We start from the raw sequence: 20,299 nt of genomic DNA, 5'->3' as shown, positions 1-20,299 counted from the left end.
CGAGATCGACCACATCGCCCGCTCACACCTCCCCACCCCGTGAGTCGAACCCCCAGGCCCCGGCGGGGGGGCCCCCCCCCCCCCCCCCGGGGGGGGGGGGGGGGCCCCCCGGGGGGGGGGGGGGGGGGGGGGGGGGCGCCCCCCCCCCCCCCCCCCCACCGCTCACTTGAACGCCGCCGCGTTGCGCGCGGCCCAGTCGGCGAAGGAGCCGGCGGGGCGGCCGAGCACCCGCTCGACGTCGGGGCTCACCCGCTGCTCGTCGGCGGTCGGGCTGCCCAGGATGTCCAGGGTGGCTTCCGCGATCACCTCCGGCATGAACGCCGTCATCCCCGCCTTGGCCTCCTCGCGGCTCAGCTCCACGAACCGCACCGGCTCGCCCAGCGCGTCCCCGATCGCCGCGACCTGCTGCCGCGGCGTGATCGCCGCCGGCCCGGTCAGCACGTAGGTCCGGCCGGCGTGACCCGGCTCCCGCAACGCCGCCGCCGCGACCGCGGCGATGTCGTCCGGGTCGATGACGGGCAGCGCCACGTCGGCGAACGGCGCGGCGGCCAGCCGCCGCTCGCGGACCGTCCCGGCCCACGCGTAGCTGTTCGAGGCGAAACCGCCCGGCCGCAGCACGGTCCACTCCAGGCCCGACCGCGTGACGGCCTCCTCCAGGTCCGGCTGGTGCCGTCCCGTGCCGACGCCCTGCGACGACAGCAGCACGACCCGCTCGACGCCACCGGCGCGCGCGAGGTCGAGCACCTCGCCGAGCACCGTCCCGTCGCCGCCGTGGGCGGTGAAGTCGCCCGACGTCAGCAGGAACAGCGCCGTCGCGCCGTCGAACGCGGGCTTGAGGCTCTGCGGCTCCGTCAGGTCCGCCCGCACGTGCCGCGCGTTCGCGGGCACGTGCTCCGCCGGGACACCGCGCGACACGGCCGTCACCCGCTCGCCCGCCTCGGCCAGCGCCCGCACCAGCGTGCGGCCGACGTTCCCGGTCGCCCCGGTCACCACGATCATGTCCGCTCCCCGTTCTCCGGTGTTCTCGGTACGCCGGGCGACGCTACTGTCCTGGGGATAGCGGGTACCTAGAGGAAAGTAATGGCGGAAGGGGCTTCGTGTGACCAGCGGCACAACGGCCGACCCGGAACTGGCCTGTCCCATCGCGCCGGTGGTGGACCTCGTGTTCAGCCGCTGGACGACCCCGATCCTGTGGGCGCTCAACGAGTTCGGCCGGCAGCGGTTCGTCGAGCTGTCCCGCCGCATCACCACCATCACGCCCAAGGTGCTGACCCAACGCCTGCGGCAGTTGGAGCGCGACGGGCTCGTGGTGCGCACCTATCACGCCGAGGTGCCGCCCCGGGTGGAGTACGAGATCAGCGAACTCGGGCGCAGTCTCGCGCCGTTGTTCGCGCACCTGGCCGAGTGGTCCGCGGCGAACCTGGAGAAGGTCGAACGGGCGCGACAGGCGCACGACGGCAAAGAACGCGCCGGTGCCCGGAGAAATCCGCACTGATGCGGAAAGGGCGCAACGACCCGCCGCGGCGGCGGTGCGGCGGGTCGACGCGCGGTACCAGCATGCACCACATTCCTGAGGCTCAGCTGATGGTTTGCACGATCGGGTGGTGTTTTTTGGCGCCGGTCGAGACCGGGAGGCGGTCCGCGCCCCGGATGACCCTGGACGGTCGGCGGTGCACGCGGCCCGCCGCCCGCAGGTCGGGGAACCGCCGGAACAGCCCGCGCAGCGCCGCCGCGCCCTCCATCCGGGCCAGGCCCGCGCCCAGGCAGTAGTGGATGCCGGACGAGAACGCGAGGTGCTCGCGCACGTCCACGCGGTCCGGGTCGAACCGGTGCGGGTCGGCGAACACCGCCGGGTCCCGGTTGGCCGCCGCCAGCATGAGCATGATCGGCGTGCCCCTCGCCAGCCGCGTGCCCGCGACCTCGGTGGACTCGAACGGCACCCGCACCGTGTACTGCACCGGCGGGTCGTGGCGCAGCGTCTCCTCCACCACGGCGTCGGCGTAGCCGGGATCGGCGAGCAGGCGCTCGCGGACGTCGGGGTGCCCCAGCACCTCCAGCACCGCGTTGCCGATCAGGTTCACCGTGGTCTCGAACCCGGCCACCAGCAACAGCTCCGTGGTGGCGATCAGGTCCGCGCGGGTCAGGTCGTCCTGCGCGGCCAGCGCGGACACGACGTCGTCGCCGCCGGGGTGCCGCCGCCGGTGCGCGATCAGGTCGTCCAGGAACGCCTCGAACTCCCGCAACGCCGCCTGCAACGCCCGCAGCTCGCGCAGGTCCCGCACGCCGTCGAGCGCGTTGACCAACGCCCTGCCCCACCGGGCGAACGCCGCGTGGTCCGCACCGGGCACGCCGAGCAGGTCGGCGATCACCTGGATCGGCACCCTGGCCGCGAAGTCGCCGACGAGGTCGAACGTCGGCCGGTCCGCCACCTCGTCCAGGTACTCCTCGACCACCCGCTCCACGGTGGCCGTCCGGTCGCGCAGCCCGCGCGGCGTGAACCAGGGCGCGACCAGCCGCCGCAGGCGGGTGTGGTCGGGCGGGTTGCGGACCAGGAACGACTCCTCGACCGGGTTCACCAGCCGCCGTCCGCCCACCTGGGCCGACGCGTCGATCGGCGACAGCGCCCCGGCGGGCAGCGGCCCGAACCCGGGATCGCGCAGCAGCCGCGAGCACAGCTCGTGCGAGGCGGTGAGGTACAGCCCCATCTTCGTCGGCACCAGCACTCCCCGCCCCCGCACCGACTCGTACACCGGGTACGGGTCCTGGGAGGGGCTGAGCCCGAGCAGCCGGGCGGCGGGGTCGCCGAGGAGGGCTTGCGCGCGGACGACGGCGCGTCCCAGGAACAGCAGCGTCGCGTTCTTCACCGTGGACGGCATGCCACCACGGTGGCGTGGACGCGAGAAAGGTTCAAGCCGCAGCCCGGGAACCGATCGCCATGCCCGGAAAATCAATCGCGGCCCGGAAAACCGATCGCGGCGGTGGGTCGGCCGGAACTACGCTCCGGGCCGGTGACCACCGTCCTGTGGCTCCTCGGCCCGTCCGGCGTCGGCAAGTCGACGGTGGGCTGGCACGTCTACCGCTCGCTCGACCGGGCGTCCTACGTCGACGCCGACCAGCTCGGCCTCTGCTACCCGGCGCCCGCCGACGACCCCGGGAACCACGTGGTCAAGTCGACCGCGCTGGGCGCGTTGTGGCCCGAGCACAAGGGTTCCCCGCTCGTCGTCTCCGGCTTCCTCAACACGGTCGGGGAAGCTCGCCTCTACACCGACCGCCTGTCCGGCGCGGACATCACGCTGTGCCGCCTGCGGGTGAACCGGGCCGAGCTGCGCGCCCGGTTCCTGGGCCGCGGGTGGCTGGTCGAGCAGGTCGACCGGGCGCTCGACGACGCCGACGTGCTGGAGCGCGCCGACTTCGCCGACTTCACCGTGGACACCGACGGTCGCGCGCCCGCCGACATCGCGGCCGAGGTCCGGGGGAGGTGGACCGCGTGACCGTGCTGTGGATCGGCGGACCGCGGGCCGTGGGCAAGTCGGTGGTGGGCTGGGAGGTGTTCGGCCGGCTCACCGCCCGCGCCCGGACCGGGTACGTCGACCTGGCCCAGATCACCTTCGCCACGCCCCCGCCGGACCGGGCCGGCAGGGCGCGCCGCCTCGACGCGGTCCGGCGCGTCCACCGGGAGGCGGGCGCCCGGCACCTGGTCGTCACCGGCGGTGGCGTCGAGGACGTCGTGCCGGAGGCGAAGCTGTGCTGGCTGGTCGCGAGCCGCGACCAGCTCGTGGCTCGTCTGCTCCTGCGCGGCGCGGGCAAGGGTCCGGCGATCCCCGGCGACGACCTGCGCGGGCTGCCCGAGGAGGACCTGCTCCGCCTGGCCGCCCCGACCGCGGTGCCGGACGCGGACCTCCTGGTCGACACCGACGGCCGCACCGTCGCCGAGATCGCCGACGGGATCGTGGAGCGGTTCTTCGGCGGCTAACCGTTGCGGGTGCTGACGACCAGCGACGCCAACCGCCACGTGCCGCCGTCGGGCGTCCGCTGCGGCGCCTCGGCGAGCGCGAGGTCCGGGAACCGGTCCAGCACCGCCGCGAGCGCCGCCTGGGTCTGCACCCGGGCGAACGCCGCGCCCAGGCAGAAGTGCGCGCCGTGCGAGTAGCCGAGGTGGCCGACGGACGGGGTGCGCGTGACGTCCAGCTCGTCCGGCGCGTCGTACACGCGGGGGTCGCGGTTGGCCGACACGATCGCCGTCATCACCGGCTCGCCCTTCCCGATCACCACGTCACCGAAGGCCACGTCCTCCCGCGGGAACCGCGGCACGGTCAGCAACTGCGGGCCGACCCACCGCGTCAGCTCCTCGACCGCGCGCGGCAGCAGACCCGGGTCCGCGCGCAGCGCGGCGAGCTGCTCGGGGTGGGTGAGCAGCGCTTCCAGGCCGTTGACGATGAGGTTGGTCGGCGTCTGCCCGGCGATCACCAGCTGCCAGACCAGCGTGACCAGCTCCGCGTCGGTGAAGCGGTCACCGTCGGCGTCCCGCACGCGCAGCAGCTGGGAGATCAGGTCGTCGCCCGGTGACGTCCGGCGCAGCTCGACGGCCTCGATCGCGCCCTCGACGATGCCCGGGATGGCCGCGACGAACCCCGGCCCGTAGCCGCTCACCACGGCCACGCCGTACTCGCGCCACCTCGGCCGGTGCTCCGCCGGGATGCCGACCAGCTCGCAGATCACGTCCATCGGCAGCGGTCGGGCGAAGTGCTCCAGCAGGTCCACGGTCGGGCCGTCGGGCAGGGCGTCGAGCAGCGCGGCCACGATCGCCTCGATCCGCGGCCGGAACTCCTCCGCCCGGCGCGCGGTGAACGCGGGCGCGGCCAGCCGGCGCAGCCGCACGTGCTCGGGGCCGTTCAGCTCGGACATCGTGCGCAGGTAGGGCCGGCAGTGCTCCGGGACACCCGGCAGGCCCATGAAGCTGCTCGGGCTCAGCTCGAAGCGCGGGTCGGCGAGCATCGCCTTGGCGTCCTCGTGCCGGGTGAGGACCCACATGTCGCCCATGCCGGGCAGCGGCATCCGCGCCACGGGGCAGCGCTCGCGCGCTTCGCCGTAGGCGGTGAACGGGTCCAGCAGCACCTCGGGCTTGGCGGGGTCGATTTCGGGAACGGTCAACGCGAGCCTCCGAATGTTCAGATCAGATGTTCTCATCATCTGAATGGTGACGGTATCTTGGTTTCGCGACGCCTGGCAAACGGGGAGCGTGACGGTGCGGCTGAGCAGGGCGGAGGCGCAGGAGCGCAACCGGGCGCGGGTGCTGGAGGCGGCCCGCGCCGAGTTCGCCGAGCGCGGCTTCCGGGACGCCAAGATCGACACGATCGCCCAGCGGGCCGAGCTGACCCGGGGCGCGGTGTACTCGAACTTCCCCGGCAAACGCGCGCTCTACTTCGCGGTGCTGGCCGACCTGGCGGAACGCGCGGAGACGCCGTCGGACCCGCACCGCGGTGCGGACCGCCGTGCAGCGCTCGGCGCGCTGGCCCGTGCCTGGGTGACGTCGGTCGGCCACGACGCGCTGGCCCGGGACTTCCTGCCCGAGGTCGCCGCCGAGGAGATCACCCGCCGGCCGTTCACGCAGTTGCTGAAGCTCGACGCGCTGCTGCTCAGCCTCGCGCTGGAAGCCCTCGACCCCGTCGAGCCGCCGCCCGGCTCGCCGCCCGCCCGGCTGGTGCGCCTGGCCGACGTCGTGCTCGCCACCCTGCACGGCGCGAGCGGCCTGGCCACCGCCGCGCCCGGCTTCCTGGAGCCGTTCGACGTGGTCAGCGCGTGCGAGCGGCTCGCGGGTCTGGAGCTGAACGACTGGTGGGCCGCGCCACCCGGCGCGGTGGTCGCGGGGGAGGACCGGCCGTGGGCGCCGCCGGCCGTGCTCGACCTCGTGCGCGGCGCGGAGGTGACGCCCGGCGAGGACGGCGTGGTGGTCGTGCTCGGGCTGAACCGGCTGGCCGCCGTGGAGGAGGCGGTGCGCAACCACGCGCGGGTGACCCTCGCGGTGGTGACCGGCACGCCGGGGGAGCTGGCGCCGCTGGCCCGGCTGGTGCTGGCCCGGCTGTGCGTGGCCCTGCGGCAGGCGTTCCCGGTCGGGGCCTGGCCCCGGCTGCGGGTGGTGTGCGACGAGACGGGCGCGCTGGCGCGTGCCGCGGGCGTGCCGTCGGTGAGCGACGAGACCGAGACCGCGATCCGCGTCGAAGGCGGTCGGGTCGTGGCGCGCGCGGAGGGGTCAGGGGCGGCGCACGCGGTCAGCTCCGGGGCGCGGGTGCGGGCCTAGCGGCGGGTCGGGCCGGCGCCGGGCGGCGTTCCAGTACCTTGCGGAAGTCGGCCGGGATCGGGGTGGTGCGCAGCTCCGGCGTGCCGAAGGAGACGTACCGGTTCCAGCCGGTGGCCACCGGCGTGCCGTCGACGTCCGCGTCGAACCCCATGGTCAACGTGGTGGTGCCGAGCGTGCGCACGCGCACCGCGATGCGCAGCAGGTCGTCGAACCGGGCCGGGCTGAGGTACCGGATGGAGGTCTCGGCCATCACGAAGTCGATGCCGTGCTTCTCCAACTCCTTGTAGGAGCCCAGCAGCGACCGCAGCGCCTCCACCATGGCGGCCTCGAAGAACACCGCGTAGCGCGAGGCGTGCACGATCCCCTGGCGGTCGCAGTCGACCGGGCGCACCCGCACCCGGTGCACGTGGGCAGGTCGCGCGTCAGCCATGCCGGCGATCCTATGGGGTCACCGGGGCCGTGCGCGTCGGCCCAGCGGTGGCTGCTCCGGGTGCCGCGCCCACCCGCCGCCCGCGAGCGGCGGCCCGTCAGCCCTTGCGGCGGTGCCGGCGCACGCTCTCCTCGACCAGGTCCAGCACGGGTTCGAGGTCGTCCGCCGGCAGGCCCATGGCCAGGTGCGACACGAGCCCTTCCAGCACCAGCTCCAGGAACGACGTCAGCACGTCCACGTCCACGTCGTCGCGCAGGTTCCCGGCTTCGCGCTGGCGCTCCAACCGCTGCCGCGTGGCGTCGGTCAGCTGCCGCGACCGCTCGGCCCACCGCGCCCGGAACTCCGGGTCGGTGCGCAGCCTGCGCGACACCTCCAGCCGGGTGCCCAGCCAGTCGGCGGGGTGCTCGACGTCGTCGGGGTCCGGCGGGTACAGCAGGTCGCGCATGACCTGCACGAGGCCCTGCTCGGCGACCACCTCCGCCATGCGCAGCGCGTCGTCCTCGGCGAGGGCGAGGAACAACGACTCCTTGTCCCGGAAGTGGTGGAAGATCGCGCCCCTGGACAGGCCGGTAGCCTCTTCCAGGCGGCGCACGGTCGCGCCTTCATAGCCGAAACGCGCGAAACACGCACGAGCGCCGTCGAGGATCTGACGGCGACGGGCATCGAGGTGGTCCTGGCTCACCCTGGGCACCTGTCGATGTTGCCAGGGCGGCCTGACGAAATCCAATCAGTACGTACGGCTTGCCTCGTCCACTTTGGGGTGTACTTCGCCGCTCCGGCTCGAAACAGCAGGTCACCGTCACTACGGTGGCGCACCGTGACCGCAGGTGAGGACATCCGGCCGCCGCTGAGGCTGGTGCCGGGATTGGACCGGTCGAGCCGACCGTCCACGGTGGACCGCAGTCGGCACGGCCCGGACTTGATCGATCTGATCAGGCTCGTCGGCCGCCGACCCGGGGACGTCCCGGACGGTCCGGCCGGGTGCCCCGTGGTGGTCTTCGAGCCGTTGTGCGTGCCCGAGCCGCTGCGCACGCCCGCCTACGCCCTCGCGCTCGGCGAGGAGGGCGGCGGCACGGGCGTCGACGGGCTGCCGCACGCCGGCGCGCGGTTCTTCGTGCACGAGGCGGCGCTGCACGTCCGCGTCGGCGACGACGCGGTCATGGCCGACCAGCTGGACGCGCTCGCGGACCGGACCGACGTGCCGGTGCGCCTGGTGCCGTTCGCCGCGGGCCACCTGGGCGTGCTGCGGTCGTCGTTCGCGCTGCCCGACGGGCGGCGCCCGGCCGAGGCGCTGGACCGGATCGCGCTGGACGTGCCCTCGTCGCGGGCCGAGTTCCGCCGCCGGGCCGCGCGCTACCGCGACCAGTAAGCGGGAGAGGACCCCATGGCACTGCACGCAACGGGCTCGCGCGCCGTCCGGCGGCGGTTGGCGGTCGCCACCGTCACCGCCGCGACGGCGCTGTCCCTGCTCACCGCCTCCGGCTCGGCGAGGGGCCTCACCGAGCACCAGGCCGAGGACGCGACGGTGTCCGGCGGCGTGGTGGCCTCCGCGCACCCCGGGTTCACCGGCTCCGGGTACGTCGACTACGGCGACGCGGCGGGCGGCTCCGTCGAGTACGCGGTGACCGCGGCCCGGTCGGGCACGCACACGCTGGTCTTCCGCTACGCCAACGGCACCGGCGCCGAGCTCCTGCTCGACCTGTCCGTGAACGGCGGCCGGGCGGTCGAAGTCGCGTTCCCGGCCACGGGCGCGTGGACGACGTGGCGCGACGTCACGGCCGCCGTGGCGCTGAAGGCGGGCGTGAACCGCGTGCGCGCCACCGCCGCCACCGACCGCGGCGGCCCGAACGCCGACCGCCTGGTCGTGGACGACACCGACGTCGAGCCGCCCACCCCGCCGCGCCGGCTGCGGGCCACGGGCACGTCCGACACCAGCGTGTCGCTGGCGTGGGACGCGGCCACGGACGACGTGGGCGTGGTCGGCTACGACGTCTACCAGCACGGCCAGCTCATGACGAGCGTGCCGGGCACCGAGCTGACCGCCACGGTCACCGGCCTGCGGCCCGGCACCGCGTACGACTGGACGGTCTTCGCCCGCGACGCCGCGCCCAACGTCTCGCAAGCAAGCGACAACGTCGTCGTGCGCACGGAGGCGTCACCGGTGGACGACGAGCCTCCCGGCGCGCCCGCCGACTTGCGCGTCACCGGCCGCTCCGCCACCGGTGTCTCGCTGGCCTGGGACCCGGCCACCGACGACGTCGGCGTCACCGGGTACGTGGTGCACCGCGACGGCGAGCCGGTGGCCACGACCGACGGCACGTCCGCCACGGTCACCGGCCTGACCGCCGGCACCGGCTACCGGTTCGCGGTGCGGGCGCGGGACGCGGCGGGCAACCTCTCGGCGTTCAGCGACGAGGTCCACGCCGTGCCCGGCGGCAAGGCGGCGGCGGGCGCGCCGGTGCCCGGCGCGGTGACCACGTTGCGCGAGGGCACCGACGTGCCGTGGGGCCTGGCGTTCCTGCCGGACGGCTCGGCGCTGGTGTCCGAGCGGGAGCGGTTCGCCCTGTACCGCCTCGCCCCGGACGGCACGTGGACCGCGCTCGGCCGGGTGCCGGGCGCGCAGGCGACCAACGGCGAGGGCGGGGTGCTCGGCGTCGCGGTGTCGCCCACGTTCGCCTTCGACAACACCGTGTTCATCTACCACACCGCCGCCGCCGGCAACCAGGTCGTGCGGGTCCGGCTGGTCGGCGACATGCTCACCGGCTGGAGCACGATCCTGGGCGGCATCCCCAAGAACCGCTACCACAACGGCGGCGGGTTGCAGTTCAGCCCGGACGGCAGGCACCTGTTCGTCTCCACCGGCGACGCGCAGAACGGCAGCTACGGGCAGAACCTGGACACCAACGCGGGCAAGATCCTGCGCATCAACCCGGACGGCTCGATCCCGGAGGACAACCCGTTCCCCGGCAAGGCGATCTGGAGCTACGGGCACCGCAACGTGCAGGGCATGGCGTTCGACTCGCGGGGCAGGCTGTGGGCGACCGAGTTCGGCAACAACTCGCTGGACGAGGTCAACCTCATCCAGCGCGGCGGCAACTACGGCTGGCCCGGGTGCGAGGGCACGGCCGGGTACTGCGAGGGCAGCATCGCGCCGAAGAGGACGTGGCCGACCTCGGCGGGCGGCCCGAGCGGGCTGGCGATCGTGAACGACCACCTGTTCATCGGCACCACGGTCGGCCAGCGGGTGTACCGGCTGCGCATCGACGGCTCGGACCTGGTCGAGCAGGAGGTCTTCTTCCACGGCGAGTACGGGCGGTTGCGCACGCTCCGGCTCGACCGCGAGGGCGACCTGTGGATGACCACCACGTGGGACCTGGACGAGGAGGTCGGCAACGACCGCGTGCTGCGCGTGCACCTCGTGTACCCGCCCTCGTGACGGTCACCTGGATGCCACCGGCTGTTCACGCCCGTGACCGGATTGTCCGAGTGGACGCCGGGAAACGCCCGTTCGGAGCAGTTTGAGGGCCGCCGGCTTGTCGCCCGACGGCACCCGAGCGGCCGTCATCGTCGTGCTCGCCCCCCGGCATGTCGTTGATCCGCAAGGGTTTCGCACGGCTGCGAGTGTCGGTGCCTGCGTGTAGCGTCGAACGAACCAGATTGATCACGGGGAGTGCGACAAGTGACTGCTGTCCGTAATGCCCCGGCTCCGGGGCCCACCCCGGCGGTGTTCCGGGACCGAGCGGAGGCCGAGGCTTACGTCGCCTCGGTCTGCTTCAAGCACGGACCTCCGAGACTGCTCGGAGTCGAACTCGAATGGACCGTCCACCACGTCGAAGATCCCACCCGACCGCTCGACGCGAAGACCCTCGCGTCCGCGCTGGGTGACCACGCGCCACCGACCCTCGTCCCCGACAGCCCGCAGCGGCCACTGCCCTCCGGCACCCCGCTGACCGTGGAACCGGGTGGCCAGGTCGAGATCTCCACCCCGCCGCGCGAGTCGTTGACCGACCTGCTCACCGTCGTCGCGGCCGACATCGACCACCTCCAGGGCCTGCTCGAACCGGCCGGCCTGCGGCTCGGCCAGCGCGGCGCCGACCCGTTCCGCCCGCCGCGCCGGATGCTCCAGGTCCCCCGCTACGCGGCCATGGAACACGCCTTCGCCCCGCTCGGGCCCGAGGGCATCACGATGATGTGCAGCACCGCGGGCCTCCAGGTGTGCCTGGACTTCGGCCTGGCGGACGACCTGCCCAAGCGGTGGGCCGCGGTGCACGCCCTCGGTCCCGTGCTCGCCGCCCTGTTCGCCAACTCGCCGGGCGTCAACGGCCGCCGGACCGACTGGGCCAGCGCGCGGATGCGCTCCCTGTACGCCACCGACCCGGTGCGCACCCGCCCGGCGGCGGTGTGCGCGCGACCGGCCGACGCGTGGGCCAAGCGCGTGCTCGACACGCCGGTCATCGCGGTGCGCCGGCCGGGGCCGAACTGGCTGCCGCCGCACCCGTTGACGTTCGCCGACTGGGTCGGCGGCGCGCTCGACCGGCCGCCGACCGCCGACGACCTCGACTACCACCTGACCCTCCAGTTCCCGCCGGTGCGCCCGCGCGGGTACCTGGAGGTCCGCTACCTGGACACCCCGCCGGACGGCCGGTGGCTGCCGCCCGTCGTGCTGATGGCGGCGCTGTTCAGCACGCCGAAGGCGGTGGACGGCGTCCTGGCGGCGACGGAGACCGCCGCGAACCGCTGGCTCGCCGCCGCGCGGTACGGCCTGGCCGACCCGGTGCTCGCCCGCGCGGCGCGCGACGTGGTCGACCTGGGCTGCGCCGCGCTGCCCGACACCGACCTGTCGGCCGCCCAGACCGACGCGATCGCCGAAGAACTGCACCGCACGCTCGCTGAGAAGACCGGAGGGGGCCGTTCATGACCAGCACCGAGAACCTTCGCGACCGGGTCGCCGCCCAGCTCACCAGGGCCCGCGACCGCAGCAGGCTGCTCACCGACGCGGTGGACGACCACGACCTCGTCCGCCAGCACTCCAAGCTGATGTCACCGCTGGTGTGGGACCTCGCGCACATCGGCAACCAGGAAGAGCTGTGGCTGGTCCGCGACGTGGGCGGGCGCGAGCCGGTCCGGGCCGACATCGACGAGCTGTACGACGCGTTCAAGCACGCCCGGTCGGCCCGGCCGGAGCTGCCGCTGCTCGGGCCCGCCGAGGCCCGCAAGTACGTCGGCGAGGTCCGCGACAAGGTGTTCGACGTGCTCGAGCGCACCCCGCTGGAAGGCCACCGGTTGGTCGACGGCGGGTTCGCGTTCGGCATGATCGTGCAGCACGAGCAGCAGCACGACGAGACCATGCTGGCCACGCACCAGCTGCGGGTCGGCGAGCCGGTGCTGGACGCGCCACCGCCGCCGCGCGGCGGCCCGGTCGGCCCGGCGGAGGTGCTGGTGCCCGGCGGGCCGTTCACCATGGGCACGTCGACCGAGGCGTGGGCGCTGGACAACGAGCGGCCCGCGCACCAGGTGGTCACCGAGCCGTTCTTCATCGACACCACGCCGGTGACCAACGGCGCGTACGCGGCGTTCATCGCCGACGGCGGCTACCGCGACCCGCGGTGGTGGAGCGAGGCGGGCTGGGCGCACGTGCGGAAGGCGTCCCTGGTCGCGCCGCGGTTCTGGGAGCGGGTGGGCGACCGGTGGTACCGCACCGCGTTCGGCCGCACGCAGCCGCTCGTGGACGACCAGCCGGTGGTGCACGTCTGCTACTACGAGGCCGAGGCGTACGCGAAGTGGGCCGGCAAGCGGCTGCCCACCGAGGTGGAGTGGGAGAAGGCGGCCCGGTTCGACCCGGCGACCGGCCGGTCCCGCCGCTACCCGTGGGGCGACGAGGACCCGACCGAGGCGCACGCGAACCTCGGCCAGCGGCACCTGGCGCCCGCACCGGTCGGGGCGTACCCGGCGGGCGCGTCGGCGCTGGGCGTGCACCAGCTCATCGGTGACGTGTGGGAGTGGACCAGCTCGGACTTCCACGGGTACGCGGGGTTCGAGGTGTTCCCGTACGCGGAGTACTCGCAGGTGTTCTTCGGGCCGGACTACAAGGTGCTGCGGGGCGGGTCGTTCGGCAGCGACCAGGCCGCGGTGCGCTCGACGTTCCGGAACTGGGACTACCCGATCCGGCGGCAGATCTTCTCGGGCTTCCGCTGCGCGCGGGACGCCTCGCGGGACGAACTGGCCTGACCGTGTGCCGCCACCTGGGTTACCTGGGCCCCGCCGTGCCCGTCGCCGCGCTGGTGCACGACCCGCCGCACTCGTTGGTGCGGCAGTCGTACGCCCCGCGGGACATGCGCGGCGGCGGCACGGTCAACGTGGACGGCTACGGCGTCGGGTGGTACCCCGTGCCGGGCGGTCCGGCCGTGCGCTACCGGCGTGCGGGCACGATCTGGTCGGACGAGAACCTGCTGGCGCTCAGCCGCGTCACGGTGTCGGGCGCGGTGCTGGCCGCCGTGCGCTCGGCGACGGTCGGCATGCCCGTGGCGGACACGGCGTGCGCGCCGTTCACCGACGGGCGGTGGCTGTTCAGCCACAACGGGCGGGTGGCCGACTGGCCGGAGTCCGTGGTGGACGTGGCCAAGACGCTGCCCGTGGCGACGTTGCTGACGTTGGACGCGCCGACCGACGCGGCCCTGCTGTGGGCCCTGGTCCGGTCGCGGCTGGCCGCTGGCGCCGCGCCGGGCGCCGCGCTGGCGTCGGTCGTGTCCGAGGTGGCCGCCGCCGCGCCCGGTTCGCGGCTGAACCTGTTGCTCACCGACGGCACCGAGCTCGCCGGCACCACGTGGACCCACTCCTTGTGGGTCCGTTCCGGCGACGGCGCGGTGACGCTGGCCTCCGAGCCGTTGGACGACGACCCGCGCTGGCGGGAGGTGCCCGACGGGCACGTCGTCACGGCAGATGTGTCTACTGTGGACGTTCAACCGATTGGACGAGGATGACCGAGCCTGTGCTGGACGTGCACCTGACCCCCGAGGACGCGGCGGCGGCGCTGCGGGCCGAGGCGAGGGCGGGGCTGACCGCGCGGCCGAAGTGGGTGTCGCCGAAGTGGTTCTACGACGCGGTCGGCAGCGACCTGTTCGAGGAGATCACCCGGCTGCCCGAGTACTACCCGACCCGCGCGGAGCGGGAGATCCTGGTGGAGCGGGCGGCGGAGATCGCGTCGCTCACCGGCGCGCGGTCGTTGGTGGAGCTGGGTTCCGGCTCGTCGGAGAAGACGCGGCTGCTGCTGAGCGCGTTGCGGTCGCACGGCACGTTGCGCGAGTTCGTGCCGCTGGACGTGTCGCCGTCGGCGCTGACCGACGCGGCCCGCGCGATCATGGCCGCGTACCCCGGGCTGGGGGTGCACGGCGTGGTCGGCGACTTCACCGAGCACCTGGGCCTGCTGCCCGGCGTGCCACCGCGGGTGGTGGCGTTCCTGGGCGGGACGATCGGCAACCTGATCCCGGAGGAGCGGGACAAGTTCTTCGCCTCGGTGCGCGAGGTGCTGGACGCGGGGGAGTGGTTGCTGCTCGGCACCGACCTGGTCAAGGACCCCGGCGTGCTGGTGCGCGCGTACGACGACGCGCAGGGCGTGACGGCGGAGTTCAACCGGAACGTGCTGCGGGTGGTCAACCGCGAGCTCGACGCCGACTTCGACCCCGCGGACTTCGAGCACGTGGCGCTGTGGAACGCCGAGGCGGAGTGGATCGAGATGCGCCTGCGGGCCGTGCGCCCGGTGAAGAGCCACGTGGCGGCGCTCGGCTTGGACGTGGCGTTCGCCGAGGGCGAGGAGCTGCGCACCGAGGTGTCGGCGAAGTTCCGCCGGGAAGGGGTGGAGCGGGAGCTGACCGCCGCGGGCTTCGAGCTGCACCGCTGGTGGACCGATTCGGAGGGCCGCTTCGCGCTGTCCCTCTCGCGGGCGGTCGGGTAGGCGCGGCGTGCGGTGGTCCCTCACGGGGGACCACCGCACGTCCCTCCGTCAGACGAGCCGGTGCCCGCCGTCGACGTGCAGCACCGACCCGGTCATGAAGTGGTTGCGCTGGACCGCGGTGAACGCCTCGGCGATGTCGTCGGGCGTGCCGATCCGGCCGGTGGGCAGGCGGGCGGCCATCGCGGCGAGCCGTTCGGCCTTGGCCGGACCGGCCAGGACGTCCCAGACGGGGGTGTCGACCCAGCCCGGCGAGACGGCGTTGACGCGGACCGGCGCGAGTTCCACGGCGAGCGCGCGGACGAGCGCTTCCAGCGCGCCGTTGGCGGCGGCGAGCACCGAGGCGCCCGGTCCCGGCCGGTGCGCGGCGACGCCGGAGGTGAAGGTGATCGAGCCGCCGGGCGCGATGCGGGCGTGCTTGGCCACCAGCCAGGGGCCGAGGAGCTTGGTGCCCAGCACGGCGCGGGCGTCGTCCAGGGGGAAGTCGGCGATCGGGAAGTAGGCGTCGCGCGCGTCCACCGCGGTGACGACGACGTGGTCGAGCGGGCCGGTGGCCTCCAGCAGCCGGCGCACCTCGTCCTCCCGGGTGATGTCGACCTGCCCGGTGCGCAGGGTCGCGGGCCGGCCGAGGGTCGTGGCGGCGTCGGCGAGCCGTTCGGCGGACCGGCCGGCGATCGTGACGGTGGTGTCCCGGTCCAGCAGGTGCCGCGCCAGCGCCAGGCCCATGCCGGAGCTGCCGCCGATGACGAGTACGTGAGTCATGGGGACCAGCGTCGTGGCGGACGGGCGGTGGGGGGAGACCGGCGCGGGCCTGGTCCCGGCAGGGCCACCCCTCGGCGGTGCGACACTCGGCGGGTGAGCGGTCTGGGTGAGTTCCTGCGCAGCAGGCGCGGTCCGGTGCGGCCGGGGGACGTGGGGCTGCCGGCGGGGGTCGGTCGGCGGCAGACGCCGGGGCTGCGCCGCGAGGAGCTGGCGGCGCTGGCGGGCGTCAGCGTGGACTACTACACCCGGCTGGAGCAGGGGCGTGACACCAACCCGGGGCCGGAGGTGCTGCGCGCCCTGGCCTCGGCGCTGCGGCTCGGTGACGACGAGCGGGCGCACCTGCACGCGTTGGCCCACCAGGTCCCGGGTCCGGCGCGGTGGGGCGCGGGCGCGCCGCGTCCCGGGCTGCTGCACCTGCTGGAGGCGGTGCGCCCCACTCCCGCGTACGTGCTGGACCAGGTCAGCACCGTGCTGGCGGTGAACCCGGAGGGCGAGCGGCTGATGCCGGGCGTGCGGGAGCGGGGCAACCTGGTCCGCTACGTGTTCACCGATCCCCGGGCCCGCGAGGTGTTCGTGGTGTGGGGGGACATGGCGCGCGACTGCGTGGCGCACCTGCGGACGGTCGCCGCCGCGGACCCGGCCCGGACGGCGTTGACCGACCTGGTGGCGGAGCTGTCGGCGGACAGCGCCGAGTTCGCCGAGCTGTGGCGCCACTACGACGTGAAGGTCAAGACCGGCTCCCGCCGCGCGTTCCGCGACCTGGACGGGACCACCGTCACCCTGGCCTCGGAGATCCTCACCGCCCCGGACGGCCAGCGCCTCGCCGTCTTCCGCCCCTCCCCCTGACCCCCGCGAGTCGAACCTCCAGGTCTCGTGAGTCGAACGCTCAGGTCTCGTGAGTCGAACCTTCGCGCCCCCCGAGTTCACCGTTCAGGACACGGACCGGTCGTCCTGAACGTTGAACTCGGGGGTCCTGAACGTTCGACACGCGGGACCTGGGCGTTCGACTCACGGGGTGTGGTGGTGTTGGTCCACGGTTCCGGTCGGGGGGAGGGCGGCGACGGCCGGGTCGGTGATCGCGTCACGGAGGGCGGTCGCGAAGCGGTCCGCGCGCAGCACGCGGAACGGGCGGGAGTGGTACGGGCGGGTGGTCGGGTCCACCGGGGCGGACAGGCCCAGCGCGTTGCACGCCGAGGCGACCAGCTCGTACGCCGTGGCCAGGTGGTCCTCCCGCGCACGCCAGTCGGTCGCCGCCAGCACGGCCCGCAGCACGGGCACCAGCTCGCCGTACCGGGCGAACGCGCTGCCCAGCCACTTGCCGTACGGCGGGTAGCGGCGGTCCAGCAGCAGCCGCAGCCGCATCAGGTCACGGGTCAGCCGGGCCGCCACCACGGCCGACCCCAGCTCGTCGCCGACCTCGCCGCACCGCCCGACGAACGCCTCCTCCTCCGCGATCCGGGACCACTGGCACGCCAGCACGTACCGCCACACGTCGTCCGGGTACCACCGCAGCGCCTCCCGCGCCCCGGTCAGCACCCCGAGCCCGTCGTGGAACACCGCGCCGCCCGTCGTCTCCGCCAACCGCTGCGTCGGCGCGCCCAGCCAGTCGCGCGCGGTGACGCCGCCACGCGGGTCGAACCCCAGCTGCCGGTCGAACCACGTGCCCGCGTCGGTGACCTCCACCCGGTGGCGCACCGGCCCGTCCGTGAACGCCATCTGCCCGACGCCCTCGTCCTCGGTGTCGGCGAAGTGCGTCGGATACCCGAGGAACACCTTCGGCAGGTGCTCGGCCAGCGCGGTCCGGATGTCGTCGGCCCTGGTGTCGTCCGGGTCGAGGAACAGCTGCAGGCGCGGTCCCCACTCGTGGTCGGCCGAGCGCTCGGTGTCGAAGCCGAGCACCTCCGAACCGGACCCGATCCGGGCGGCGCTGTGCGGCACCTCGCCGAAGTGCGCCCTGACCAGCGGCTCGACCGCCTCCCGGTAGAACCGCTCGGCCAGCACGAGCCCGGGCAAGAACCGTACGTCGGGCACGAATCCTCCGTTCTGCGGGTAGTGCCAGACACGATCGAGTGAAAGCCTCGCGCGACCGGCGTCGCGGTGTCACCGAGGGACGACGTCGAGTGAACCGAGGGAGCGCTACCGCATGCAACTCCGCACCAGAGCCCTGGTTCTCGCGCTGGCCGTCGGCACTTCGGTGTCCGGCCTCGTGGGAACCGGTACCGCCGCCGCCCGGGAAGCACAGGGCGCCACCCCGATCCAGTGGTCGGCCTGCGCCGACGACGTCCTCGCCGAGATCCCGGCCGCGCAGCGCGACAAGGTCACCTGCGCCAACCACCCGGTGCCGCTGGACCACCGCAGGCCGCACGGTCCGAAGATCACGATCGCGCTGATGAAGCGCCCGGCCGACGACCAGTCCGCCAAGGTCGGCTCGCTGTTCATCAACCCCGGCGGCCCCGGCGGAGCCGGCCTGATCTACTCCGCCTACGGCAGCTCGTTCTTCCAGCCCGAGGTCATGAAGCGGTTCGACCTGATCGGGTTCGACCCGCGCGGCGTCGGCCGCAGCTCGCCGTTGCGCTGCTTCAAGAGCCTCGAAGAGGCCAACGAGGTGTTCGGCCGCATGTCCGCCGTCCCGGTCACCCGCACCGAGATCCGCGACACGATGGACGCGACCGAGGACTACACCGACGCGTGCGCGCGCAACGCGGGCCCGCTGCTGAACCACATGTCGACCGAGGCCGTGGCCCGCGACCTCGACCTGCTGCGCCAGGGCGTCGGCGACCGGCAGCTCACGTTCGTCGGCTTCTCCTACGGCACGCTGCTCGGCGCGACCTACGCCAACATCTTCCCGTCGAAGTCCCGCGCCCTGGTCCTGGACGGCAACGTCGACCCGGCCCTGCGCACCTCCAACGGCGCGGAGTACGACCGGCAGCGCGCGCAGGGCTTCGAGATCGCGCTCGACGCGTTCCTCAAGCGCTGCGACGCCGAGGGCGACAAGTGCGCCTACAGCGACGGCGACCCGCGCGCCAAGTTCGACGAGGTGCGCGACCACCTGCGCACCAGCTCGATCACGCTGCCGGACAACCAGGTCGTGACGTACGCGGGCTACATCGGCCGCGTCACGAGCGACCTGTACCAGCCGACCCGGTTCAAGGCGCTGGCCGCGTGGTTGCAGGGCATCTACGCGGTGCTGCACCCGAGCGCGGCCACGTTCTCGGCGCAGGAGCAGGCCGCGCTGCTGCCGCCGCTGGCGAACAAGCACGGCCTGGCGGACGTCCGCGCCGGCGTCACGGGGGACACCGAGTACCTGTACGACGACTCGTACTACGGCGTGAACTGCACCGACAAGCCGTTCCTGCGCGTGCCGCAGCTGTTCCCGGCGCTGGCCGCGAAGTGGGAGCGGGAGTCGCCGACGTTCGGCCGCCAGCAGGCCGCCTCCGACCTGCTCACGTGCGCGACCTGGCCCGTGCCGCACCCGGACCGCTGGGCCGGCCCGTGGCACAAGCGCACGCCGAACCCGATCGTCGTGGTGGGCAACTACTACGACCCGGCCACCCGGTACGAGTTCAGCAAGCGCATGGTCCGCCAGCTGGGCAACGCGCGGCTGCTGAGCGTGGACTCGTTCGGGCACTGCATCCTCGGCGACAGCGCCGGGGTGGACACCGCGGTGACCGACTACCTGGTGAACCTCAAGGCGCCGGCCGACGGTCAGGTGTTCCAGCCGAACGCCCAGCCGTTCTGAGCGGCACGCGGTGCGGCCGTCGTCGCGAGGGCGACGGCCGCACCGGCCAGCACCACCAGTTCGGTCCCGACCGGCAGGTCGCCGAACCAGGCGACGCCGAGGTAGGCGAGGGCGGTGAGCAGCATGACCGGGCTCTGGCGCCGCCACGCCCCCACGGCCAGCCCCACCGCCACCACGACGGCCAGGAACAGCTCGTCGTAGTCGACGGGCGAGACGGCGAACGCCGAGGCGCTCCTCTCGGCGGCGACGAGCACCGCGACGTGGGCCTGCCCCGGGTCCTCGACCTCCGGCCCCGGCCACGGCGGCGCGGTCAGCGCTTCGACCACCGGCCACACGACCAGGCCGATGCCCACCAGCAGCAACGGGTACCACGCGCCGGGACGGCGGTCGTTGAGGTCGTAGGCGGCGAGCACCGCGGCCACGACCAGCAGTGCCATCGCGCCGGGGTGCCACAGCGAGCCGAGCAACCCGGCGGTCGCGGCCACGTGCCACGGCCGCGACCGGCCCAGCCGGGCGTGGGCGAGCACGGCTCCGGCCAGGATCACCAGTTCCGGGAAGGGCTGACCCGCCGACAGGTCGATGCTGACGACCGGGTCGGGAACCGGCACCGCGTCGCCGAGCGGGCCGTAGTGCGTCCAGTCGAACTCCGCGACCGGCTCAGCCGGCTCGGCCGTCGGCCGGAGGTACCGGACCGCGGCCAGGTACCCGGCGGCCGTGGCGGCGACGGTGCGGCTGCGCGCCCGCCACGCCCACGCGCCCAGCCCGATCGCGACCGCCGCCCCGACGAGGAACCGCCACACACCGAAGGCGGGGCCGACCGCAAGCTCCACCGGCGCGCCCGACGGCGTCAGCGCGACCGCGGTCGCGCCCGTCACCAGCAACGGGAACCAGACACCGGGCCGCTCGGCGTGCACCTGCCACGCCTTGAGCAGCAGACCGGCGACCACCAGCGCGATCGACGCCTCGACCGGCGGACCGCCCGGCCACAGCGGCAGGACGAGCCCGACAACGACCGGTAACGCCCACAGGACTGCCCCCATGGGGATGCAACCTTAGCGAGCCTCCGGAAGGCCGCCCCGGGCCCTGCGCGCGTGAGGGGCGTCCGGTGTGGACGCCCCTCAC

General features: G+C 74.1%; 20 protein-coding genes. 12 read left to right on the top strand and 8 right to left on the bottom strand.

What is annotated here, in order from left to right; genetic code table 11:
- Nucleotides 1-162: 162 nt before the first annotated feature.
- Nucleotides 163-999 carry an SDR family oxidoreductase gene (locus tag ACIQMJ_RS39140; RefSeq protein ID WP_499766076.1) on the bottom strand — a complete coding sequence of 279 codons (837 nt, stop codon included), beginning with the start codon at nucleotides 997-999 and terminating at the stop codon, nucleotides 163-165.
- Nucleotides 1,000-1,099: 100 nt separating this feature from the next.
- Here ACIQMJ_RS39140 and ACIQMJ_RS39135 point away from each other — a divergent pair, with 100 nt between their 5' ends.
- Entirely contained in the window at nucleotides 1,100-1,495 is a 396-nt protein-coding gene (locus ACIQMJ_RS39135; RefSeq protein ID WP_499766075.1) for a winged helix-turn-helix transcriptional regulator, read from the top strand.
- 82 nt (nucleotides 1,496-1,577) lie between these two features.
- Here ACIQMJ_RS39135 and ACIQMJ_RS39130 read toward each other — a convergent pair whose 3' ends face one another.
- Nucleotides 1,578-2,876 (bottom strand): cytochrome P450, encoded by a 1,299-nt coding sequence (locus ACIQMJ_RS39130; protein WP_499766074.1) that lies wholly within the window; start codon nucleotides 2,874-2,876, stop codon nucleotides 1,578-1,580.
- A 132-nt stretch (nucleotides 2,877-3,008) separates the two neighbouring features.
- On the opposite strand from ACIQMJ_RS39130, the gene ACIQMJ_RS39125 reads away from it, so the two are divergent.
- Both ACIQMJ_RS39125 and ACIQMJ_RS39120 read left to right on the top strand, forming a co-directional pair.
- Nucleotides 3,009-3,491, top strand: a complete 483-nt coding sequence (locus tag ACIQMJ_RS39125) for a hypothetical protein (protein ID WP_499766073.1) — start codon at nucleotides 3,009-3,011, stop codon at nucleotides 3,489-3,491.
- Nucleotides 3,488-3,973, top strand: coding sequence for a hypothetical protein (locus ACIQMJ_RS39120; RefSeq protein ID WP_499766072.1), 486 nt, complete (start codon nucleotides 3,488-3,490; stop codon nucleotides 3,971-3,973). Before ACIQMJ_RS39125 ends, ACIQMJ_RS39120 begins: the two co-directional genes overlap by 4 nt.
- Here ACIQMJ_RS39120 and ACIQMJ_RS39115 read toward each other — a convergent pair.
- Nucleotides 3,970-5,151, bottom strand: coding sequence for a cytochrome P450 family protein (locus tag ACIQMJ_RS39115; protein ID WP_499766071.1), 1,182 nt, complete (start codon nucleotides 5,149-5,151; stop codon nucleotides 3,970-3,972). The two genes, ACIQMJ_RS39120 and ACIQMJ_RS39115, sit on opposite strands and share 4 nt — an antisense overlap.
- 94 nt (nucleotides 5,152-5,245) lie before the next feature.
- Here ACIQMJ_RS39115 and ACIQMJ_RS39110 point away from each other — a divergent pair, with 94 nt between their 5' ends.
- Entirely contained in the window at nucleotides 5,246-6,298 is a 1,053-nt protein-coding gene (locus ACIQMJ_RS39110; protein ID WP_499766070.1) for a TetR/AcrR family transcriptional regulator, read from the top strand.
- On the opposite strand, the gene ACIQMJ_RS39105 is transcribed toward ACIQMJ_RS39110, so the two are convergent.
- Together ACIQMJ_RS39105 and ACIQMJ_RS39100 are read right to left on the bottom strand one after the other, a co-directional pair.
- Entirely contained in the window at nucleotides 6,270-6,728 is a 459-nt protein-coding gene (locus tag ACIQMJ_RS39105; RefSeq protein WP_499766069.1) for an acyl-CoA thioesterase, read from the bottom strand. The genes ACIQMJ_RS39110 and ACIQMJ_RS39105 overlap by 29 nt on opposite strands.
- A gap of 97 nt (nucleotides 6,729-6,825) precedes the next feature.
- Nucleotides 6,826-7,419 (bottom strand): TetR/AcrR family transcriptional regulator, encoded by a 594-nt coding sequence (locus ACIQMJ_RS39100; protein WP_499766068.1) that lies wholly within the window; start codon nucleotides 7,417-7,419, stop codon nucleotides 6,826-6,828.
- Between the two features lie 126 nt (nucleotides 7,420-7,545).
- Here ACIQMJ_RS39100 and ACIQMJ_RS39095 point away from each other — a divergent pair, with 126 nt between their 5' ends.
- The 6 genes from ACIQMJ_RS39095 (at nucleotide 7,546) to egtD (ending at nucleotide 14,679) form a co-directional block, all read left to right on the top strand.
- Nucleotides 7,546-8,097, top strand: coding sequence for a Scr1 family TA system antitoxin-like transcriptional regulator (locus tag ACIQMJ_RS39095; protein WP_499766067.1), 552 nt, complete (start codon nucleotides 7,546-7,548; stop codon nucleotides 8,095-8,097).
- A 15-nt stretch (nucleotides 8,098-8,112) separates the two neighbouring features.
- The gene (locus ACIQMJ_RS39090; RefSeq protein ID WP_499766066.1) at nucleotides 8,113-10,164 is read left to right on the top strand and encodes a PQQ-dependent sugar dehydrogenase; all 2,052 of its coding nucleotides are present in this window, start codon (nucleotides 8,113-8,115) and stop codon (nucleotides 10,162-10,164) included.
- A 243-nt stretch (nucleotides 10,165-10,407) separates the two neighbouring features.
- Nucleotides 10,408-11,646: a glutamate-cysteine ligase family protein gene (locus ACIQMJ_RS39085; RefSeq protein ID WP_499766065.1), complete on the top strand. Its 1,239-nt coding sequence runs from the start codon at nucleotides 10,408-10,410 to the stop codon at nucleotides 11,644-11,646.
- Nucleotides 11,643-12,956 carry an ergothioneine biosynthesis protein EgtB gene (gene egtB, locus ACIQMJ_RS39080; protein WP_499766064.1) on the top strand — a complete coding sequence of 438 codons (1,314 nt, stop codon included), beginning with the start codon at nucleotides 11,643-11,645 and terminating at the stop codon, nucleotides 12,954-12,956. Before ACIQMJ_RS39085 ends, egtB begins: the two co-directional genes overlap by 4 nt.
- A 2-nt stretch (nucleotides 12,957-12,958) precedes the next feature.
- Nucleotides 12,959-13,708, top strand: a complete 750-nt coding sequence (gene egtC / locus ACIQMJ_RS39075; RefSeq protein WP_499766063.1) for an ergothioneine biosynthesis protein EgtC — start codon at nucleotides 12,959-12,961, stop codon at nucleotides 13,706-13,708.
- Nucleotides 13,705-14,679, top strand: a complete 975-nt coding sequence (gene egtD / locus ACIQMJ_RS39070) for an L-histidine N(alpha)-methyltransferase (RefSeq protein WP_499766062.1) — start codon at nucleotides 13,705-13,707, stop codon at nucleotides 14,677-14,679. The genes egtC and egtD overlap by 4 nt, the downstream gene beginning before the upstream one ends.
- 48 nt (nucleotides 14,680-14,727) lie before the next feature.
- On the opposite strand, the gene ACIQMJ_RS39065 is transcribed toward egtD, so the two are convergent.
- Entirely contained in the window at nucleotides 14,728-15,438 is a 711-nt protein-coding gene (locus tag ACIQMJ_RS39065) for an SDR family oxidoreductase (protein WP_499766061.1), read from the bottom strand.
- Between the two features lie 93 nt (nucleotides 15,439-15,531).
- Between ACIQMJ_RS39065 and ACIQMJ_RS39060 the strand changes: the two genes are divergently transcribed.
- Nucleotides 15,532-16,284: a helix-turn-helix transcriptional regulator gene (locus ACIQMJ_RS39060; RefSeq protein ID WP_499766060.1), complete on the top strand. Its 753-nt coding sequence runs from the start codon at nucleotides 15,532-15,534 to the stop codon at nucleotides 16,282-16,284.
- A 162-nt stretch (nucleotides 16,285-16,446) separates the two neighbouring features.
- On the opposite strand, the gene ACIQMJ_RS39055 is transcribed toward ACIQMJ_RS39060, so the two are convergent.
- Complete coding sequence (locus ACIQMJ_RS39055) at nucleotides 16,447-17,469, bottom strand: DUF4037 domain-containing protein (RefSeq protein WP_499766059.1); 1,023 nt, start codon at nucleotides 17,467-17,469, stop codon at nucleotides 16,447-16,449.
- Between the two features lie 112 nt (nucleotides 17,470-17,581).
- Here ACIQMJ_RS39055 and ACIQMJ_RS39050 point away from each other — a divergent pair, with 112 nt between their 5' ends.
- Nucleotides 17,582-19,177 carry an alpha/beta hydrolase gene (locus tag ACIQMJ_RS39050; RefSeq protein WP_499766058.1) on the top strand — a complete coding sequence of 532 codons (1,596 nt, stop codon included), beginning with the start codon at nucleotides 17,582-17,584 and terminating at the stop codon, nucleotides 19,175-19,177.
- On the opposite strand, the gene ACIQMJ_RS39045 is transcribed toward ACIQMJ_RS39050, so the two are convergent.
- Nucleotides 19,144-20,217, bottom strand: coding sequence for a hypothetical protein (locus tag ACIQMJ_RS39045; protein ID WP_499766057.1), 1,074 nt, complete (start codon nucleotides 20,215-20,217; stop codon nucleotides 19,144-19,146). The two genes, ACIQMJ_RS39050 and ACIQMJ_RS39045, sit on opposite strands and share 34 nt — an antisense overlap.
- Nucleotides 20,218-20,299: the final 82 nt, after the last annotated feature.

The organism is Actinosynnema sp. NPDC091369 (assembly GCF_044757065.1).
Classification (GTDB): Bacteria; Actinomycetota; Actinomycetes; order Mycobacteriales; family Pseudonocardiaceae; genus Actinosynnema.
The sequence above is the reverse complement of the archived record's forward strand: the minus strand, read 5'-3'. Positions and strand labels throughout refer to the sequence as shown.

Bases quoted from the DNA above. Each gene is read 5' to 3' on its own strand.
- ACIQMJ_RS39045 (WP_499766057.1), bottom strand. From the start codon at position 20,217: ATGGGGGCAGTCCTGTGGGCGTTACCGGTCGTTGTCGGGCTCGTCCTG.
- ACIQMJ_RS39105 (WP_499766069.1), bottom strand. From the start codon at position 6,728: ATGGCTGACGCGCGACCTGCCCACGTGCACCGGGTGCGGGTGCGCCCG.
- ACIQMJ_RS39130 (WP_499766074.1), bottom strand. From the start codon at position 2,876: ATGCCGTCCACGGTGAAGAACGCGACGCTGCTGTTCCTGGGACGCGCC.
- ACIQMJ_RS39090 (WP_499766066.1), top strand. From the start codon at position 8,113: ATGGCACTGCACGCAACGGGCTCGCGCGCCGTCCGGCGGCGGTTGGCG.
- ACIQMJ_RS39140 (WP_499766076.1), bottom strand. From the start codon at position 999: ATGATCGTGGTGACCGGGGCGACCGGGAACGTCGGCCGCACGCTGGTG.
- egtD (WP_499766062.1), top strand. From the start codon at position 13,705: ATGACCGAGCCTGTGCTGGACGTGCACCTGACCCCCGAGGACGCGGCG.
- ACIQMJ_RS39065 (WP_499766061.1), bottom strand. From the start codon at position 15,438: ATGACTCACGTACTCGTCATCGGCGGCAGCTCCGGCATGGGCCTGGCG.
- ACIQMJ_RS39050 (WP_499766058.1), top strand. From the start codon at position 17,582: ATGCAACTCCGCACCAGAGCCCTGGTTCTCGCGCTGGCCGTCGGCACT.
- egtB (WP_499766064.1), top strand. From the start codon at position 11,643: ATGACCAGCACCGAGAACCTTCGCGACCGGGTCGCCGCCCAGCTCACC.